The following is a 17,407-nucleotide window of genomic DNA, read 5'->3' as shown; positions in this document are numbered from 1 at the left end:
CCAGAGAGCGCCGGGCGCTCTCTGGCTAGATCATCAGACCGGCTTACTTGGCCAGCCACGCCTGGAATTTGGCGTCGATGTCGTCGCGGTAGTCAGCCCAGAACTCGTAGTTGTAGAGGAACGTGTTCTTAGCGTTTGCGGGATCGGTCGGCATGTGCGGCGCCATGTCGATGCCCAGTTCGGCGTGCTTGCCAACCAGCGGAGCGGAGGACGCACGGGCCGGACCGTAGGAGATGTACTTGGCCTGGTCCGCCAGACGCTGGGTGTCGGTTGCGAACATGATGTAGTCCAGCGCGCGTGCTTTACGCTCGTCGGACAGACCTGCCGGAATGATCCAGCCGTCCAGGTCGAACACCTGCGCGTCCCACATCATGGCGACGGGCTGCTTCTGCTCTTCAATGACCGAGAACAGGCGACCGTTGTAGGTGGAGCCCATCACGACTTCGCCGTCAGCCAGCAGCTGCGGAGTGTCGGCGCCAGCAGACCACCAGATCACGCTGTCCTTGATGGTGTCGAGCTTGGCCAGGGCCTGCTCTTGACCTTCTTCGGTCTCCAGCACGTCATAGACTTCGTCCTTTGCAACGCCGTCGCAGAGCAGAGCCCATTCCATGTTGTTGATCGGACGCTTTTCCAGCGCGCGCTTGCCCGGATAGGCTTCCAGGTCGAAGACGTCGCAGATGTCATCCGGAGGCGTATCGCCAACCATGTCGGTGCGGTAGCCGAAGGTGGTCGAGTAAACGATCTGCGGGATGAAGCAGTCGGAGACCAGCAGTTCGCCGAAGTCTTCGGAGGCCGGGGTGCCATCGGGTGCGGCAGCCAGTTGCTCGTCCGCGTCGATTTCCATCGCCAGACCTTCGTCGCACAGACGCATCGCGTCCGCAGCAACCACGTCAACCACGTCCCAGGTCACGTTGCCCGCTTCGTTCATCGCGCGCAGCTTTGCAACCGCTTCGGCCGAGCTTTCGTCGTTGATGATTTTGACGCCGGTCTTTTCAGCATAGGGCTCGTGATAAGCCTTCAGCTGGGAGTTCGAATATGCGCCACCCCAGGACACGATGGTCATCTCGTCTGCCATTTCTGCGAACGCCATCGGCGCGCAGAGCGCCGTCGTGGCGGCAAGGGCTGTCAGTTTGGTGAGTTTCATAAACACTCTCTCCTTGTTGATCTTGAATTTAACTGTGATCCCCCGGTCACTTGGCCGCCGGGGGTTTCAAAGCGCGCGCCGTCGTCAGGCGTCCAGCGCGCGGCAGTCTTCGGGCAGCCAGCCGATTTCAATCTGCTGGCCCGGCTTCAGGCGAACCTGGTCCGGTGCGTTCCGTGTCTTGATAATGAATTCGTCATTTCCCGCCACCCGCAGACGGGTACGGAAGATGTCACCCATGTAGATGAATTCCAGCACTTCGGCCTTCAGGGTGTGGGCGCCTTCCTGCAGGCGTTCCTTGTTGTATTCGACCCGCTCGGGGCGGATGGAAACGCGGGTGCGCTCGCCGGGCTGGGACACGTTGATCGGCTTACAGTCAATCAATTCGCCACCATCCAGCTGCACCAGAGCAAGACCGTTGTTGATCTCTTTCACGGTGCCTTCAAGGGTGTTGTTCTCACCGATGAACTGCGCGACGAAGCTGTTTTCCGGCTCTTCATAAAGCTGATCCGGCGGCGCCAGCTGCTGAATACGGCCATCGTCGAACACAGCAACGCGGTCCGACATGGTCAGCGCTTCGGTCTGGTCGTGGGTCACATAGACCACGGTAATGCCCAGACGGTGGGCAAGATCGGTGATCTCGAACTGCATCTTTTCGCGCAGTTGCTTGTCCAACGCGCCCAGCGGTTCGTCCATCAGAACCAGTTCGGGTTCGAACACGAGCGCGCGTGCCAGAGCGACCCGCTGCTGCTGACCACCCGAAAGCTGCGCAGGGCGGCGGCCGCCAAAGGCGCCCATTTCCACCATGTCCAGCGCGCGCTTGACCTTCTCTTCACGCTCGGACTTGCCCATCTTGCGGACTTCCAGCGGAAAGCTGAGGTTCTCGGCAATGGTCATATGCGGGAACAGCGCATAGTTCTGGAACACCATGCCGATGCCACGCTTGTGCGGCGGAATGTTGTTGATCGAAACACCGCCCAGACGGATATCCCCGTGGGTGGCGGTTTCAAATCCGGCAAGCATCATAAGGCAAGTTGTCTTGCCAGAGCCAGACGGCCCAAGCATTGTCAGAAACTCACCTTTAGGCATCACCAGGTTAAGGTCTTTGACGACGAGCGTTTCGCCATCATAACTCTTTTGGACACGTTCGAATTCAACGAACGCATCACTGTTTGACGCATCAGCCAAAACAGGCTCCCCGTGTTAATTTGGCAGTTTGGTCTGCACTCGTTGCACTGATGTAAACATACCCACCATGGTGGATGCAACCGGATCGTCCTTTCAGTGCTTGAAACTAGCTTAGGGACTAGCTTTCAGCGGATCGGACCGATTGCGACCGCAAAAGCAGAATTTGCGGCATATTTTAAATGATCATACAGGAGAATCCTCTGCCACGGGCTCCCATTCACGAAAATGTGCAAGAAAAGGCCCTGCGCCGGGAAGATCCTTTGATTCCGGCGCAGGGCCTGTTTTTCAGGCAAATAATGCATGCCAAACACCGCTTTCCTGCCGAAATTCGGTGTTTGCGCTTAAGTTCAGGCGCTGTGCAGCAGGTCTTGCTCTTTCAGTGCGGCATAGCATTCGTCCAGCGACAGGCGGGCTCGTTCGATCAGGGTATCGATCTCGGCCGGGGTCATGACCAGCGGAGGAGAGATAATCATCCGGTCGCCCACATGGCGCATGATCAAATTATTGGCAAAGCACCGTTCGCGGCAGATATAGCCCACCGTTCCGGCAGGTGCAGCAAAGGCAGCCCGCGCTTCTTTATTCGGTGTCAGCGCGATTGAGCCCATCATACCAACGATCTTGGCCTCCCCCACCAGCGGGTGATCAATCAGCGCCTCCCACTTCTCTTTCAGATAAGGCGCAGCCACATCCTGCACGTGACCAACCACGTTTTCCTCTTCGAGAATGCGCAGGTTTTCCAGCGCCACTGCCGAGGACACCGGGTGCCCGGAATAGGTGTAGCCGTGGTTGAATTCGTCGCTCGCGATCACGGCGGCGACCTCATCCGACACCACCGAGCCGCCGATCGGCGCATAGCCCGAGCTCAGCCCCTTGGCGATGGTCATGATGTCCGGGCGGATGCCCATGGTCTGGCTGCCGAACCAGTTGCCGGTGCGGCCAAAGCCACAGATCACCTCATCCGCGATCAGCAGGATCTCGTATTTATCGCAGATGCGCTGAATTTCCGGCCAGTAGGTTTCCGGCGGCACAATAACGCCGCCCGCACCCTGAACTGGTTCGGCGATAAAGGCTGCAACGCGGTCTTCGCCCAGTTCCAGAATCGCCTCTTCCAGTTCCTGCGCGCGCTGCAGGCCGAACTCTTCGGGGGAGGTGTCACCACCCTCGGCCCACCAATGCGGTTGGTTGATATGGTGGATATCCGGGATCGGCAGGCCGCCCTGTTCATGCATCGCCGACATCCCGCCCAGGCTGCCGCTGCCAACCGAAGAGCCGTGATAGGCGTTCTTGCGGCTGATGATGATGGATTTGGTCGGTTTGCCCTTCAGCGCCCAGTAGTGACGCACCATGCGGATGTTGGTGTCATTCGCCTCAGATCCCGACCCGGCAAAGAATACATGGTTCAGATCACCGGGCGCCAGTTCCGCAATCTTGTTGGCCAGAGCGATGACCGGCACATGCGAGGTCTGGAAGAAGGTATTGTAATAAGGCAGCTCGCGCATCTGACGGGCGGCGACATCGGCCAGCTCGTCACGGCCATAGCCGATGTTGACGCACCACAGGCCCGCCATCGCGTCGAGGATCTCGTTGCCTTCACTATCGGTCAGCGTGACGCCGCTCGCGCGGGTGATGATCCGGGCGCCTTTTTCCGCCAGTTCACCATTGGCGGTGAAGGGGTGCATGTGGTGCGCGGCGTCCAGGGCCTGCAATTCGGCCGTCGGCATGTGGTTGGTGATCGCATTCATGGGAGTCGCTCCAAAAATAAGAGATTGGCCCCAGAATATGATCAAATTTCACGGTGTCAATCGAATCAGTTGTCCGGATCCAGCCCCATGCTGACCTGATCCATGCCCTGACAAACGTCCCGCTCCATCGCCAAAGCAGCCATTTCGGGATCCCTGCGACGCAAGGCCTCAAGGATGTCCTTGTGACGGTCCGGAAAGCTCTGGGTGCCAAAGCGGCCACAGACCACCCGCAGGGACGGGCCAAAGCGTAGCCACAGGCGATCCGCAAGATCGGTCAGGATCGGAGCGGCGGCGCGACTGTATAATGCGGTGTGGAAACTGTAGTTCTGCGCCAGATACCCCGGCACATCGCCTGCGGAAATCGCCTGATCCAGCGCCGTGTCGATGCGCTCCAGCTCAGCGATATCGGCGTCCGAAACCTGTGTTGTTGCGAGCCTAACAAGCTCACACTCAATTGTTTTTCTTGCGAAAATAAGCTCTTTGACATCCGATGCCCGCAGCAGGGGAACGGAAACACGCCGGTTACCCTGAAACACCAGCGCCCCATCCGAGATAAGTCGGCGGATCGCCTCGCGGACCGGTGTCATCCCAACCCCCAAAGCCGCAGTCAAACCCTGGATCGTTACCGCCTGCCCTGGCGCCAGTTCACCGAACAGGATCTGCGCGCGCAGCTTTTGATACACGGCCTCATGGGCCGGCGTTTTCGCCGCGCCGTCTTCTGCATTCTGGGCCGAAGATGTGATCTCTGTCACCTTGGGGTATCCTCCTAGTTTTTGGGCAGCTTGCACCAAGAACCACCCGGTGAAAACATAAACAGTATTGCCCCACGAGGCAAAACTTGATCAAATCCACCCCAGCCGGGCAATGAAACCGGCAGGCACAGGGAGATACTCATGACACTCAAGACGATGACACTGACCGCCGTCGTTGCCCTTAGCAGCACGGCCGCCATCGCGGAAGAGGTGCGCGTTTATAACTGGTCCGACTACATCGACGAAGCCCTTCTGGAAAAGTTCGAGGCAGAGACCGGGATCGATCTGATCTACGATGTATTCGACAGCAACGAGCTTCTGGAAACCAAAATGCTGGCCGGCGGGTCGGGTTATGACGTGGTGGTGCCCAGCGGCACCTTCCTGCAGCGCCAGATCATGGCAGGCTCTTTCCAGAAACTGGACATGTCCAAGCTGCCCAACCACAAGAACATGTGGGATGTGGTCGAAAACCGCACCGAGCAATACGACCCGGACAACGCCTATTCCATCAACTACATGTGGGGCACCACCGGCATCGGTGTGAACGTTGGCAAGGTCAAGGAACTGCTGGGCGAGGATGCCCCGATCAACTCGCTTGAGCTGGTCTTCAACCCCGACAACATGGAAAAACTGGCCGAATGCGGCGTCCATTTCTTGGATGCCCCGGCAGAAATGATCCCCGCTGCACTGAAATACATCGGCGAAGATCCCGACAGCCATGACCCGGACGTGATCGCCAAGGCCGAAGGCGTCTTCATGGCGGTGCGCCCCTATATCCAGAAATTCCATTCCTCCGAATACATCAACGCGCTGGCGAATGGTGACATCTGCGTGGCAGTGGGCTGGTCCGGTGACGTGCTGCAGGCCCGCGACCGCGCCGCCGAAGCCGACAATGGCGTCGAAATCGCCTATCACGCGGCCGTCGAAGGCGCCCAGATGTGGTTCGACCAGATGGCCATTCCGGTCGACGCCCCGAACCCGGATGCGGCGCATGTGTTCCTGAACTTCATCATGGACCCGCAGAACATGGCGGCGGCATCAAACTACGTCTACTACGCCAACGGCAACAAGGCATCGCAGGAATTCCTGGTTGAGGACGTGATCGGCGATCCGGCGATCTACCCGGATGAAGCCACCCTGGCCAACCTGTTCACCACCACGCCCTATGCCCCCAAGGTGCAGCGCGTCGTGACCCGTCTGTGGACCAAGATCAAGTCGGGCACCTGATCCGATATCGCCTGATCCGGCAGGGCGCACCCTGTGCCCTGCCGGGCTATGCCAATACACCTTCCAAAGGGGCCAGTGCCGCTTTGGACCTGGACCGCGCAGGGGGCCGGATTGACACTTCCCGTTTTTGAACCCTGGAACGACCCCGAGGCCAAGCCTCTGATCGAGTTCCAAAATGTCACCAAACGCTTTGGTGAGTTCACCGCAATCGACGATCTGACAATCGGTATATACGAGCGGGAGTTCTTCGCGCTTCTTGGCCCCTCGGGCTGCGGCAAGACCACGCTGATGCGGATGCTCGCCGGGTTTGAAACCGCGACCGAAGGTAAGATCTATCTCGCCGGTCAGGATATCGCCCCGGTGCCGCCGAACAAGCGCGCGGTGAACATGATGTTCCAGTCCTACGCGCTGTTCCCGCATCTCAGCATCTGGGACAATATCGCCTTCGGGCTCAAACGCGAAGGCATGCCCAAGGACGACATCGCCGAGCGGGTGGAGAACATGCTGCGCCTGACCCGGCTGGAAAAATTCGCCCGCCGCAAACCGCACCAGATCTCGGGTGGACAGCGGCAGCGGGTGGCACTGGCGCGGTCGCTGGCCAAGGCGCCAAAATTGTTGCTGCTGGACGAACCCCTTGGCGCGCTCGACAAGAAGCTGCGCCAGGACACCCAGTTCGAGCTGATGGACATTCAGGAGAAGACTGGCACCACCTTTGTCATCGTCACCCACGACCAGGAAGAGGCGATGACCGTCGCCAGCCGCGTTGCGGTGATGGACAACGGCAAGATCATGCAGGTCGCCACCCCGGACCGTATCTACGAGACCCCCAATTCCGTTTACGTCGCCGATTTCATCGGCGATGTGAACATCATCGACGGCACCGTCACGCCCACCGGCGAAGACAGCTATGCCCTGAACTGGAAAGAAGGGCAGGAACCCCTGACGGTCAAAACCCCCAACACGTTCTCGGACGGGCAGACCGCACATCTGGCCATCCGCCCGGAAAAGGTCACCATCACGGCAGACCGTCCCGAAGGCGCCGATAACGCGGTGCAGGGCAAGATCCTCGACATTGCCTATCTCGGTAATATCTCGACCTATCACGTTGAACTGCCCTCTGGCGCGGTGATCAAGGCGCAGGCCGCCAATACCCGCCGCATCTCGCGCCGGGCCTTTACATGGGAAGACACTGTCTGGCTGTCCTGGACCGCCACGGCAGGCGTCCTGCTGGCGAACTGATGCGCCGCTTTGCCCTGATCATTGTCCCCTACCTGTGGCTCTTTGCGCTGTTTTTGGTGCCTTTTGCCATCGTCCTGAAAATCTCGCTTTCGGATGTGGCGCTGGCGCGCCCGCCCTATATGCCGCAATTCGACTGGGCGACGGGCATCTGGACCTTCCTGTCCGAGCTGGACTTTGAAAACTTTGTCTGGCTGACACAGGACGATCTATACTGGAAAGCTTATCTCAGCTCGCTGCAGATCGCCTTCTTCTCGACTGTGCTGACGCTGCTGGCGGGTTATCCGATCGCCTACGGCATGGCGCGGGCGCCGTCCGAATGGCGCGCGACGCTGATGATGCTGGTGATCCTGCCGTTCTGGACCAGCTTCCTGATCCGCGTCTACGCCTGGATGGGCATCCTGTCGAACGAAGGGTTCCTCAACCAGTTGCTGTTGTGGCTGGGGATCATCAACGAGCCGCTGACCATCCTCAACACCAATACCGCCGTCTATATCGGCGTGGTCTATACCTACCTGCCCTTCATGATCCTGCCGATCTATTCCGCGCTGGAGCGGATGGATGAATCGCTGATCGAAGCGGCCGAGGATCTGGGCTGTTCGCGGCTCTCCGCATTTTGGCTGGTGACCATCCCGCTGTCGAAACCCGGCATCATCGCGGGCTGTTTCCTCGTCTTCATCCCCACCTTGGGCGAGTTCGTGATCCCGTCTCTGCTCGGCGGATCCGACACGCTGATGATCGGCAAGGTTCTGTGGGAAGAGTTCTTCTCGAACCGTGACTGGCCGGTTGCCTCGGCCGTGGCGGTGGTGCTGCTGCTCCTCTTGATCGTTCCCATCGTGCTGTTCCAGCGCAACCAGCAGAAACAGCAGGAGGCCGAACAATGAACAGGATGAGCTGGTTCAATACCGTTTCGCTGACGCTTGGCTTTGCCTTTCTCTATGTGCCGATGGTGATTCTGGTGATCTTCAGCTTCAATGAAAGCAAGCTGGTCACCGTCTGGGCGGGCTTTTCGACCAAATGGTACGGCGAGCTGATGCAGAACGAGGCCTTCCTCAACGCCGCCTGGGTCACCATCAAGGTCGCGGTCTTCTCCTCGACCATAGCGACGGTTCTTGGCACCATGGCCGCCTATGTGATGGTGCGCGGCGGGCGGTTCTTTGGCCGCACCCTGTTTTCCGGGATGATCTACGCACCCCTCGTGATGCCCGAGGTAATCACCGGTCTGTCGCTGCTCCTGCTGTTCATCGGCATTGGGCTGGACCGGGGGATTCTGACCATCGTTCTGGCGCATACCACCTTCTCCATGTGCTACGTCTCGGTGGTGGTCTCCTCGCGATTGGTGACATTCGACCGGTCGCTGGAAGAGGCCGCGCTGGATTTGGGCTGTTCCCCGGCCGAGGCATTCCGTCTGGTGACCCTGCCCATCATCGCACCTGCGGTGATCTCGGGCTGGCTCCTCGCATTCACCCTGTCGCTCGATGATCTGGTCATTGCCTCTTTCACCTCGGGACCAGCGGCCACCACCCTGCCGATCAAGATCTTTTCGGCAGTGCGCCTTGGGGTCTCCCCAGAGATCAACGCGCTGTCGACCATCATGATTGCCATTGTCACCATCGGCGTGATCTCGGCCTCGCTGGTGACGAAACACCAGATGGTGCGGCAGAAACGGGATGAACAGGCGGCGGCGCGGACCTGATGCGGCGGATTTTCTCTGACTACGCCTATGGCCCGGGCCCGCGGGACGGCTGCTGGTGGGATGAAACCATCGCTGCCCCCGACTGGCCCAGGTTGTCCGGTGAGGTGACAGCCGATGTCGCAATAATCGGCGGGGGTTTCACCGGCATGTCCGCCGCCCTGCATCTGGCCGAGGCCGGAGCAAGGGTCGCCCTGCTTGAGGCCAAAACGCCCGGCTGGGGTGCCTCCGGGCGCAACGGCGGCTTTTGCTGTATCGGCGGCGCCAAGCTGTCTAGCGCTGCTATGCGGCGCAAATTCGGCGCCGAGGCCACCGACATCTATGATGCCGGAGAGGTCGCAGCCGTGGATCTGGTGCGCCAGCTGCTGGATCGTCACCAGATCGATGCCGATACCCACTCGGATGGCGAAACCCAGATGGCCCACAGCCCGCGCGCCATGAAGGCGCTTCGCCGACAGGCCGATGAGATTGCCGCTGCGGGCGGCTCACCGCAGTTGCTGGAACAGCATGAACTGGCCGCGAACGGAATGAACGGCGGCTTTTTTGGCGCCCTGACAACCCCGGTGGGATTCGGCCTCAACCCGCGCAAATACCTGTTCGGCATCGCCCGCGCCGCGCAATCTGCCGGGGCCAGCCTGTTTCAGAACAGCCCGGTAACCGGGCTCAGCCGCACATCAAGCGGCGGGCATATCCTGACAACACCAGACGGTGCTTTGCACGCCGATCAGGTGATGGTGGCCACGAACGGCTATTCCTGGGACGGGCTTCCGGACTGGCTGTCAGGCCGCTATATCCCGGCACAATCCACCGTGATGGTAACCCGCCCACTCAGCGATGAGGAGCTACAGGCGCAGGGCTGGTTCACCGATCAGATGGCCTTTGATACCCGCAACCTGCTGCATTATTTCCGGCTGATGCCGGACCGGCGGTTCCTATTTGGCATGCGGGGTGGGCTTTTTGCCTCGCCGCGCTCCGAAGCAGCGATTCGCCGCGCGCTGCGTCAGCATTTTGACACCATGTTCCCCGAATGGCGTGCAGTGGAAGGCACGCATTTCTGGTCTGGCATGGTGTCCATGGCGCGCAATCTGGTTCCCTTTGTCGGGCCGGTGCCCGGTGAAAAAGGGATGTTCTCGGGCCTGTGTTATCATGGCAATGGGGTTGCCATGGGCAGCTATTCCGGTCGGTTGCTGGCCGATCTGGTGCAGGGCAAACAGCCCGGTCTGCCCTATTCCCCGGTCATTCAGAGCATGGGAAAATTCCCCTTTGGCCGCGCCCGCCGGGTGGTAATGCCGCCCGCCTATGCGGTGCTGGGGATGATGGACTGAAGCGCGGCGATCTCCAGCTGCATTGCGGCCCGGTCCTGTGCCCCGCCTTGCTCCGCTTTCCACAGACAATAGGCTGCCATGCGCCAATGGAACCAGGGCTTCAGGGCCTCTGTACGCTCGACGACCTGCCGGTCCGGATAGGCCGCAAGAAAGGCGGCCTCCTCCGCGCGGCTCAAGACTTTGCCGCGGTACAGGAATTGCATTGCGGGCGACAGAAAAAGTGCCAGATCCTCGGCCGGGTCGCCTTTCTGCGGGCATTGCCAGTCGATCAGGGTCAGTGTTCCGTCATGCGCCACCAGATTGCCCGGCACCGGATCACCATGGATCAGGCTGGTGCCGGAGGCGGGCGGCACCTGTCCTGAGGGGCGCATCGCGCGCAAATCCGCGCCACCTTGGGTTTGGGACAGGATGCTTCCGGTCTGCGCCGCCAGCATCGCGCTGCCATTCACGCCAGCGGGAACGCCTGCGAAAACCGGCTGATCATGCAACCGGCCAAGCAGCCGTGCCACCTCGGCAGCGCCTCGCTGCCAGGGAGCGCCCTCAATATGGGAATAGGCCAACCAATGGCGCCCCTCGAAATGACCAGAAGTGACCAGATGCGGCACCATTCTGGTCCCAGACAAGGCCGAAAGCGCTGCAATTTCCCGCAAGGGGTCATTGGCAAACAGCGGATTCTTTCGTCCCGGCTCGAACAATTTCACCACCAAATCGCCCATGCGCCAGACATGATTCGAACGCCCCCCGGTCAGGATCCGGGGGGCGCGCGCCTCAAATCCCGAGGCGTTCAGATACGTAAAGAATCTGCTGTGAAATTCAGGCGATTTGGCTGACAGGGTCCGCTCCAGTCTTCATCCCCCGGCGAAATGCGAGGGTATCAGGGGACGATGCCCCCCGATGTTCCGGCGGTCCCTGCCCTATTGTCAGGTCTCGGCCGGAGCGTCGCGAAGCCCCGTCACAGTGGAGGCCAAGATCGCCGAGCCGCCTTCGGTGATCAAGACCACATCGCCGCCCTGCATCTGGGTTTCCGTCACCTTGGTATAAACCTCGGCCAGATCCGTTAGCAGCACCTCACCGTCCCGGCTGCTTTCGATGGTGAAGGCATAGCTGCCGGGTTCGAGCGTATTGCCCTCCTGATCGGTACCATCCCAGGAATAGGGCTCCGCCGAAACAGGCAGGTTGATACGGGCGACTTCGGTCCCATCAGCATCGGTGACGACCATTTTCACCTGATCCGCAGCAGCCGCCGGATTCGGAGCCACAACCACCGGAGAGGATCCGTCAAAATACCCCGGCGCCGCAACGCGGGCCTCCATACCCACCCAGCCGGACATCGCCGCCATATTGGACAGGCCAAGCTGATTCTGCATGGCCAGAAGCAGATCATTGCCCTGAACCTGCTGTTCCACCATCGAGAACTGCGCCAACTGTGATGCGTATTCGGTCGAATCGAGCGGTTCCAGAGGATCCTGATAGCGCGCCTGAGCGGTCAGCATCTTCAGGAAGGTCTCGAAATCCGAAGTCAGCCCAGTCGGACGCGTAGCTTTCGCGGCGCTGGCCTGTGTCGTTGTCGCGGCACTGGCCGCGCTTACAGCATCTGTCATGGTTTAAACTCTCATATCAACGCCGGTCGAGCCCAACCGGAGGTTCTGTATCTGTGTTTCAGCGACCTCATCGGTCGCGCTCATATCGGTGGCCCCGGTCGAGGCGCCATGCCCGGTCCCGGCACCGGTGCCATCGCCCAGTCCCTGCTGCGCCTGACCGCCCGCGGAATCACCGCTGCTGAATTCGAACGAGATGTCCTGGAACCCCATGCGGCGGAATTCCTCGGCCAACTCATTGATATGCCGACGCATCAGATCGCCGGTTTCCGGGCGTTCTGTCTGGATGATCATGGTGATGCCGTTTTCACTGGTCGCAACGCGCATCTTCACCTTGCCCAGCTCTTCGGGGTTCAGTGAAACATCCACGTTCCGGTCGCCTTTCGCCACGAATGCTTCGGCCATTTGCGAAGCGATCATACGCGGGGTTTCCGGCCGGTGCGTAATTCCGGGCTGGAACACCGCTTCGGTCAGAAGCTGCGGCAATCCCGGAAGATCTGCTGTCATGCTCAACCCGCTACCGGATGAATCCCCCAGCAGCCCCGGCGCCTGCGACAGTTTCATGGTGTCTGCCTGCAACGCCTGCATCATTGCAATGGCGGAATTGGTGGTTGCGTTGACTGCAGTGGCCGCGTTTGTCTGGACACCCGCAGCAGCAGTGGATGCCTTGGCCACTTCGGCAGCGGCCTGCGCATCACCATTGCGGGTGCGATAGCGCGCCTTGCGGGAATCCCCGGCTTCTGCGTTTTCGACCTGCATCTGGAACACAGACTTCGGCAGGCTGTCGGCGGAAGATGTCTTGCTCGCGGCGGCAGCGGCAGCGGGCGTCGCCTTGTCTGCTGCAGCCATCCGGGCGTCAGCCGCCTTTTCTTCTGCTTTCAACGATGCTTTCGCCTCTGCCGGACTAGCCGGTGTCGCGGATTTGGTCGCGTCAGCCGCGGTTGCAGGGCTGACCGGAATTGCCGCCGCAGCGCCTGGCTTGTCCTGAGCCACTCTGGCGACGGCCTGATCTGCGGCTCCGGTCTGCGTTCTGGCGGGGCTTGCTCCCTCTTCCTGGGCCGCTTCGGTATTGACCGTCATGGCCGACTGTTCGCCAACCTTCACATCGCCACCGCCCGCGGTGGCTTTACCACCTGACTGTGCCGCCCGCGCCGGGGCCTGGTTTTCAATCGTCTCTCGTCCGGCAAAGGCTGCGCCTGCGGCAGCCGGACCTTGCGCTTTTTCCTCGCCTGAGGTCTGAGCTGTCGTGTTACCGGCTGCTTCGCCGTCTTCTGCCACCGCCGATCCGGCGACAGCTCCCTGACCTATCTTCTGCCCCACGCGCGCACCTTCAGGCAGATCTGCAGACCTGGCAGACCGTTTTTCCGCATCCGGAGCCGCATGTCCTGCCGAAATGGCCGCTTCGCTCGGCGTTTCAACATCCTCTCCCGCTGCGCTCCCGGTCGATTCTCCCGTCGCCTGATCGGCAACCGCGTCCTCTGAGCTGGCGGACGCGCTATCCGCTTCAACAGCAGCCTGAGAATCAGCCTGATCCGCTATGCCGCTATCGATTGTTTCTGATGTTTGGGACTGTGCCGCCTCCTGCTTGGAGGATGCGTCATTTACATGATCTGCGAACGAACGATCCTGAGTCTTTTTCGGAGCATCCTGCGCTGGGGAGGTCTTGCTGCCTGTGGCTCCGCCAAGGGCCTGACCTATGAGTGATGTGGTATGCATGGGTTTCCAGACGTTCTATCTCGATACCCCCTTCTACCTCAAAGCGGTTACGGCAATTTTAACCGGTTATGTCGCAGTCTCAGAAAAATCGAAGCAATTCGTAGTTTCTGTCAGACCGAGGCCAAAATGCCGAATGCAACCATATCCCCCCTGTCACAGGCCCTGCCGCAGGCCAAGCCCCAGCCCGTGCAACAGCCCCCGCAAGATGACCCTCTGCGCAAGGCCGCGCTCGAGCTAGAAGCTTCATTTTTGGCGGAAATGTTGAAATCTGCGGGGCTTGGTGAATCACGCGAAGGACTTGGCGGCGGCGGTGCTGGAGAAGAACAGTTTTCCAGCTTTCTGGTCCGTGCCCAGGCAGAACAAATTGCTAAAGCCGGCGGCATCGGGCTCGCCGAATCACTCTATCACGCACTGAAGGAATCTCAGAAATGACTGACCAAAATCCCCAGACCCTCATCGATGAACTGGATACCATCCTCGACGAAGAGCGCGCTGCCCTTATGGACGGCGATTTGAAAAAGATGGAAGCCATCCTTGCGCGAAAAGAACAGGCGATCGAAGCGCTCAACAGTTTTTCCGATCTGGAACGCCAAACCCTTTCGAAGGTGCAAAGCAAGGTCACGCGTAATCAGGACCTTCTGGAAAGCGCCATGGAAGGCATCCGCTCGGTCGCAACACGTATGGCCGAATTGCGCCGGGTTCGCAAAGGTCTGGACGTATATGACAGCGCGGGCCGCAAGACCCGCTATGGCACCCGTTTGGACCAAAAACTCGAGAGGCGCGCGTAAGGAAATACAACCAACGATTGATATCACAGAAGCTTGATCTCGTAATTAGGGTTCCTTTAGCAAACTCCACAGCAAAGTCCGCTTGCGCTTCGGGAAACGAGGTGGCGCGGAAGCCAGATGGCTTAACGCATAGTCAGAAAGACGTCAGAGACGCCCTTCGGGGCATCAAACACGCGAGACGAAACGTCTCATATTGCTAAAGGACTAAAAGCTATGACCAGCATTCTGACGAACAACGGCGCAATGGTCGCTCTGCAGACTCTGAACTCCATCAACATGAATCTGGAGAACACCCAGAACGCGATTTCCACCGGTAAGGACGTTGCAACGGCCAAGGACAACTCGGCAATCTGGGCGATCTCGAAAGTCATGGAATCGGACGTTGCCGGCTTCAACGCCGTGGGCGACTCGCTGGCTCTGGGTGAATCCACGGTGGCGGTTGCAACGGCCGGCGCCGAACAGATCACCGAGCTCCTAAAAGAGATGAAGGAAAAAGTGGTCAATGCAACCGGGGAGAACGTGGAAAACGGTAAACTCGAAGCTGAAGTCGAAGAGCTGAAAAACCAGATCACCTCGATCATCAAAGGGTCGCAATTCAACGGTGCGAACCTGCTGAACAAGAACGGTGGCGACCTGACAGTTCTGTCCTCGCTTGACCGCAATGGGACTGGCACATCCTCTACAGTATCCGCTTCGAACATCACCGTAGCCTCGGTTAACTTTGAGGATAACCTGTCCCTGGGGACCATCGATGTTTCAAATTCAACGCAGGCTGAAGCTTCAATCTCGAAGATTGAGACTCTGATCCAGACCGCAATCAACGGCGCCGCCGCCCTGGGTGCTTCGGCAGCCCGCATTGAGAAGCAGGCCGACTTCGTCTCAAAGGTGTCTGACGCGATGAAGAGCGGCATCGGTGCGCTGGTGGATACTGATATGGAAGCCGCATCCGCGCGATTAAAGGCGTTGCAGACGCAGCAACAGCTAGGCGTACAGGCGCTATCGATTGCCAACTCGGCGCCACAAACCCTACAGCAGCTGTTCCGTTAAACGGCCTGATCCGGGGCGCGTCTGGCGCGCCCCGGTTTCTTATCCTTAGCCCCTCATCGATGAACGAAATGTCGGCCTCGGCGAAGGGCGTACTGCCAGTATGGATGGCGCTTTGAAAAAGAGAAAAGCCGTCCTCGTGCGAAAAGAACAGGCGATCGAAGCGCTCAACAGTTTTTCCGACCTGAAACGCCAGCCCTTTTCGACGGCGTGAGGCAAGGTCACGCGCATTCAGAACCCATCGAAAAGTGCCATTGGGGGGGGCATCCGCTCAGTCGCAGCACGAAGGGCGAACCTGAGCCAGTTGCATGGCGATTACAATCAGTGCCCCCCACACACGAGCCTAGATGAGGTCCCCCGTACAGGTCTCACCAAAGCCCAGTTGAGCCCCAAACGTTGACAAGAGCGAAGAAAACCGCGCGTCCTGCGGCGAGCAGGTCATTCGGACAGGTCCGGATCTATACGAAGGCGCAGGCCGCAAGATCCGGTTGGCACCAGATTGGATCAAATATTCGAGAGGTATGCGCAAGCCTGCTCAACTTAGGCGGAATTCTAGAGGCCCTAACTCTCGCCGTTAATGTTCTCTTAGAGACTATTGCAGAAAGGTATAATCGCGCCTCGGGAAACGGGGGGGGCGCGGAAGCCGCACGGCTTAACGCATAGTCAGAACGACGTCAGAGACGCCCTTCGGGGCATCAAACACGCGAGACGAAACGTCTCATATTGCTAAAGGACTAAAAGCTATGACCAGCATTCTGACGAACAATGGCGCAATGGTCGCCCTGCAGACTCTGAACTCCATCAACATGAACCTGGAGAACACCCAGAACGCGATTTCCACCGGTAAAGATGTCGCAACGGCCAAGGACAACTCGGCAATCTGGGCGATCTCGAAGGTCATGGAATCGGATGTTGCCGGCTTCAACGCGGTAAGCGACTCCCTGGCTCTGGGTGAATCCACGGTGGCGGTTGCAACGGCGGGCGCCGAACAGATCACCGATCTCCTGAAAGAGATGAAGGAAAAAGTGGTCAATGCAACCGGGGAGAACGTGGAAAACGGCAAACTCAAAGCCGAAGTCGACGAGCTGACAAAACAGATCACCTCGATCATCAAAGGATCGCAGTTCAACGGTGCAAACCTGCTGAACAAGAACGGTGGTGACCTGACCGTTCTGTCCTCGCTTGACCGCGATGGGAGTGGCACAACATCTACAGTATCCGCTTCGAACATCACCGTAAAATCGGTCAATTTTGAGGATGGCCTGTCTTTGGGAAGTATCGATGTCAGTAATTCATCGCAGGCTGAAGCTTCCATCGCGAAGATTGAGACACTGATCCAGACTGCGGTAGACGGCGCCGCTGCCTTGGGTGCTTCAGCAGCCCGTATTGAGAAGCAGTCCGAATTCGTCTCAAAGGTGACTGATGCGATGAAGAGCGGCATCGGTGCGCTGGTGGATACTGATATGGAAGCGGCATCCGCGCGATTAAAGGCGTTGCAGACACAGCAACAGCTAGGCGTACAGGCGCTATCGATTGCCAACTCGGCGCCACAGACCCTACAGCAGCTGTTCCGTTAAACGGCCTGATCCGGGGCGCGCCAGACGTGCCCCGGTCTTTATCCCCGGCCCCTCATCGAAGCGCTCAACAATGTCTCCGACCTGGAGCCCCCCCCTTTCGGAAGCGCTAAGCAAGGTCACGCGCGATCAGGACCCATCGAAAACGCCACGGGGGCATTCGCTCAGCCGCAGCACGGATGGCGAACCTGCGTCGGCTGCGCAAAGGTCTGGCGGTATAAGTCAGCGCAGACCGCAAGATCCGCTATAACAACCGGGTGGATCAGAAACTGGAAAATCCTGCGAAAGGTCGCACAACTTTGCGACGATTTAACTACCGACCACTCTCCCTATTAGAACTCCCTTAGCAATTTTCGTGGCAATGTCTACTTGCGTCCCAGGAA

16 protein-coding genes are annotated in these 17,407 nt (G+C 59.3%); 9 read left to right on the top strand and 7 right to left on the bottom strand.

Annotated features, from left to right (window positions below; translation table 11 throughout):
- Nucleotides 1-43 precede the first annotated feature (43 nt).
- From SM764_RS05105 to SM764_RS05090, 4 genes are all read right to left on the bottom strand, one after another.
- A complete protein-coding gene (locus tag SM764_RS05105; protein WP_065272162.1) occupies nucleotides 44-1,144 on the bottom strand; it encodes an extracellular solute-binding protein in 1,101 nt (366 codons plus the stop codon).
- Nucleotides 1,145-1,228: 84 nt separating this feature from the next.
- The gene (locus SM764_RS05100; RefSeq protein ID WP_274829392.1) at nucleotides 1,229-2,329 is read right to left on the bottom strand and encodes an ABC transporter ATP-binding protein; all 1,101 of its coding nucleotides are present in this window, start codon (nucleotides 2,327-2,329) and stop codon (nucleotides 1,229-1,231) included.
- Between the two features lie 347 nt (nucleotides 2,330-2,676).
- A complete protein-coding gene (locus SM764_RS05095) occupies nucleotides 2,677-4,071 on the bottom strand; it encodes an aspartate aminotransferase family protein (RefSeq protein WP_065272160.1) in 1,395 nt (464 codons plus the stop codon).
- Nucleotides 4,072-4,136: 65 nt separating this feature from the next.
- Entirely contained in the window at nucleotides 4,137-4,823 is a 687-nt protein-coding gene (locus SM764_RS05090) for a GntR family transcriptional regulator (protein ID WP_369001188.1), read from the bottom strand.
- Between the two features lie 141 nt (nucleotides 4,824-4,964).
- On the opposite strand from SM764_RS05090, the gene SM764_RS05085 reads away from it, so the two are divergent.
- From SM764_RS05085 to SM764_RS05065, 5 genes are all read left to right on the top strand, one after another.
- A complete protein-coding gene (locus tag SM764_RS05085; protein WP_274829390.1) occupies nucleotides 4,965-6,050 on the top strand; it encodes a polyamine ABC transporter substrate-binding protein in 1,086 nt (361 codons plus the stop codon).
- Between the two features lie 111 nt (nucleotides 6,051-6,161).
- Nucleotides 6,162-7,289, top strand: coding sequence for an ABC transporter ATP-binding protein (locus tag SM764_RS05080; RefSeq protein WP_274829389.1), 1,128 nt, complete (start codon nucleotides 6,162-6,164; stop codon nucleotides 7,287-7,289).
- On the top strand, nucleotides 7,289-8,170 hold the full coding sequence (locus SM764_RS05075; RefSeq protein ID WP_065272158.1) for an ABC transporter permease subunit: 882 nt from the start codon (nucleotides 7,289-7,291) through the stop codon (nucleotides 8,168-8,170). The genes SM764_RS05080 and SM764_RS05075 overlap by 1 nt, the downstream gene beginning before the upstream one ends.
- Nucleotides 8,167-8,982 (top strand): ABC transporter permease, encoded by an 816-nt coding sequence (locus SM764_RS05070; RefSeq protein WP_274829388.1) that lies wholly within the window; start codon nucleotides 8,167-8,169, stop codon nucleotides 8,980-8,982. The genes SM764_RS05075 and SM764_RS05070 overlap by 4 nt, the downstream gene beginning before the upstream one ends.
- A complete protein-coding gene (locus SM764_RS05065) occupies nucleotides 8,982-10,304 on the top strand; it encodes an NAD(P)/FAD-dependent oxidoreductase (protein ID WP_369001187.1) in 1,323 nt (440 codons plus the stop codon). The genes SM764_RS05070 and SM764_RS05065 overlap by 1 nt, the downstream gene beginning before the upstream one ends.
- Here the strand turns inward: SM764_RS05065 and SM764_RS05060 are convergent.
- From SM764_RS05060 to fliK, 3 genes are all read right to left on the bottom strand, one after another.
- Nucleotides 10,277-11,053, bottom strand: coding sequence for a phosphotransferase family protein (locus SM764_RS05060; protein WP_369001316.1), 777 nt, complete (start codon nucleotides 11,051-11,053; stop codon nucleotides 10,277-10,279). The two genes, SM764_RS05065 and SM764_RS05060, sit on opposite strands and share 28 nt — an antisense overlap.
- Before the next feature lie 171 nt (nucleotides 11,054-11,224).
- The gene (locus tag SM764_RS05055) at nucleotides 11,225-11,905 is read right to left on the bottom strand and encodes a FlgD immunoglobulin-like domain containing protein (RefSeq protein ID WP_368948532.1); all 681 of its coding nucleotides are present in this window, start codon (nucleotides 11,903-11,905) and stop codon (nucleotides 11,225-11,227) included.
- 3 nt (nucleotides 11,906-11,908) lie between these two features.
- The gene (gene fliK, locus SM764_RS05050) at nucleotides 11,909-13,222 is read right to left on the bottom strand and encodes a flagellar hook-length control protein FliK (RefSeq protein ID WP_368948533.1); all 1,314 of its coding nucleotides are present in this window, start codon (nucleotides 13,220-13,222) and stop codon (nucleotides 11,909-11,911) included.
- Nucleotides 13,223-13,744: 522 nt separating this feature from the next.
- Here fliK and SM764_RS05045 point away from each other — a divergent pair.
- From SM764_RS05045 to SM764_RS05030, 4 genes are all read left to right on the top strand, one after another.
- On the top strand, nucleotides 13,745-14,050 hold the full coding sequence (locus SM764_RS05045) for a rod-binding protein (protein ID WP_274831681.1): 306 nt from the start codon (nucleotides 13,745-13,747) through the stop codon (nucleotides 14,048-14,050).
- Nucleotides 14,047-14,406, top strand: a complete 360-nt coding sequence (locus SM764_RS05040) for a flagellar export chaperone FlgN (protein ID WP_065272151.1) — start codon at nucleotides 14,047-14,049, stop codon at nucleotides 14,404-14,406. The genes SM764_RS05045 and SM764_RS05040 overlap by 4 nt, the downstream gene beginning before the upstream one ends.
- Before the next feature lie 213 nt (nucleotides 14,407-14,619).
- Nucleotides 14,620-15,453, top strand: coding sequence for a flagellin N-terminal helical domain-containing protein (locus tag SM764_RS05035; protein WP_369001186.1), 834 nt, complete (start codon nucleotides 14,620-14,622; stop codon nucleotides 15,451-15,453).
- A gap of 740 nt (nucleotides 15,454-16,193) precedes the next feature.
- Nucleotides 16,194-17,027 (top strand): flagellin N-terminal helical domain-containing protein, encoded by an 834-nt coding sequence (locus SM764_RS05030; RefSeq protein WP_369001185.1) that lies wholly within the window; start codon nucleotides 16,194-16,196, stop codon nucleotides 17,025-17,027.
- The last annotated feature ends 380 nt before the right edge of the window (nucleotides 17,028-17,407 follow it).

This window comes from Pseudophaeobacter sp. 1A16562, assembly GCF_041008785.1.
Taxonomy (GTDB): domain Bacteria; phylum Pseudomonadota; class Alphaproteobacteria; order Rhodobacterales; family Rhodobacteraceae; genus Phycobacter; species Phycobacter gallaeciensis_A.
Note: the sequence above shows the minus strand (reverse complement) of the source record. Positions and strands in the feature narration are given on the sequence as shown.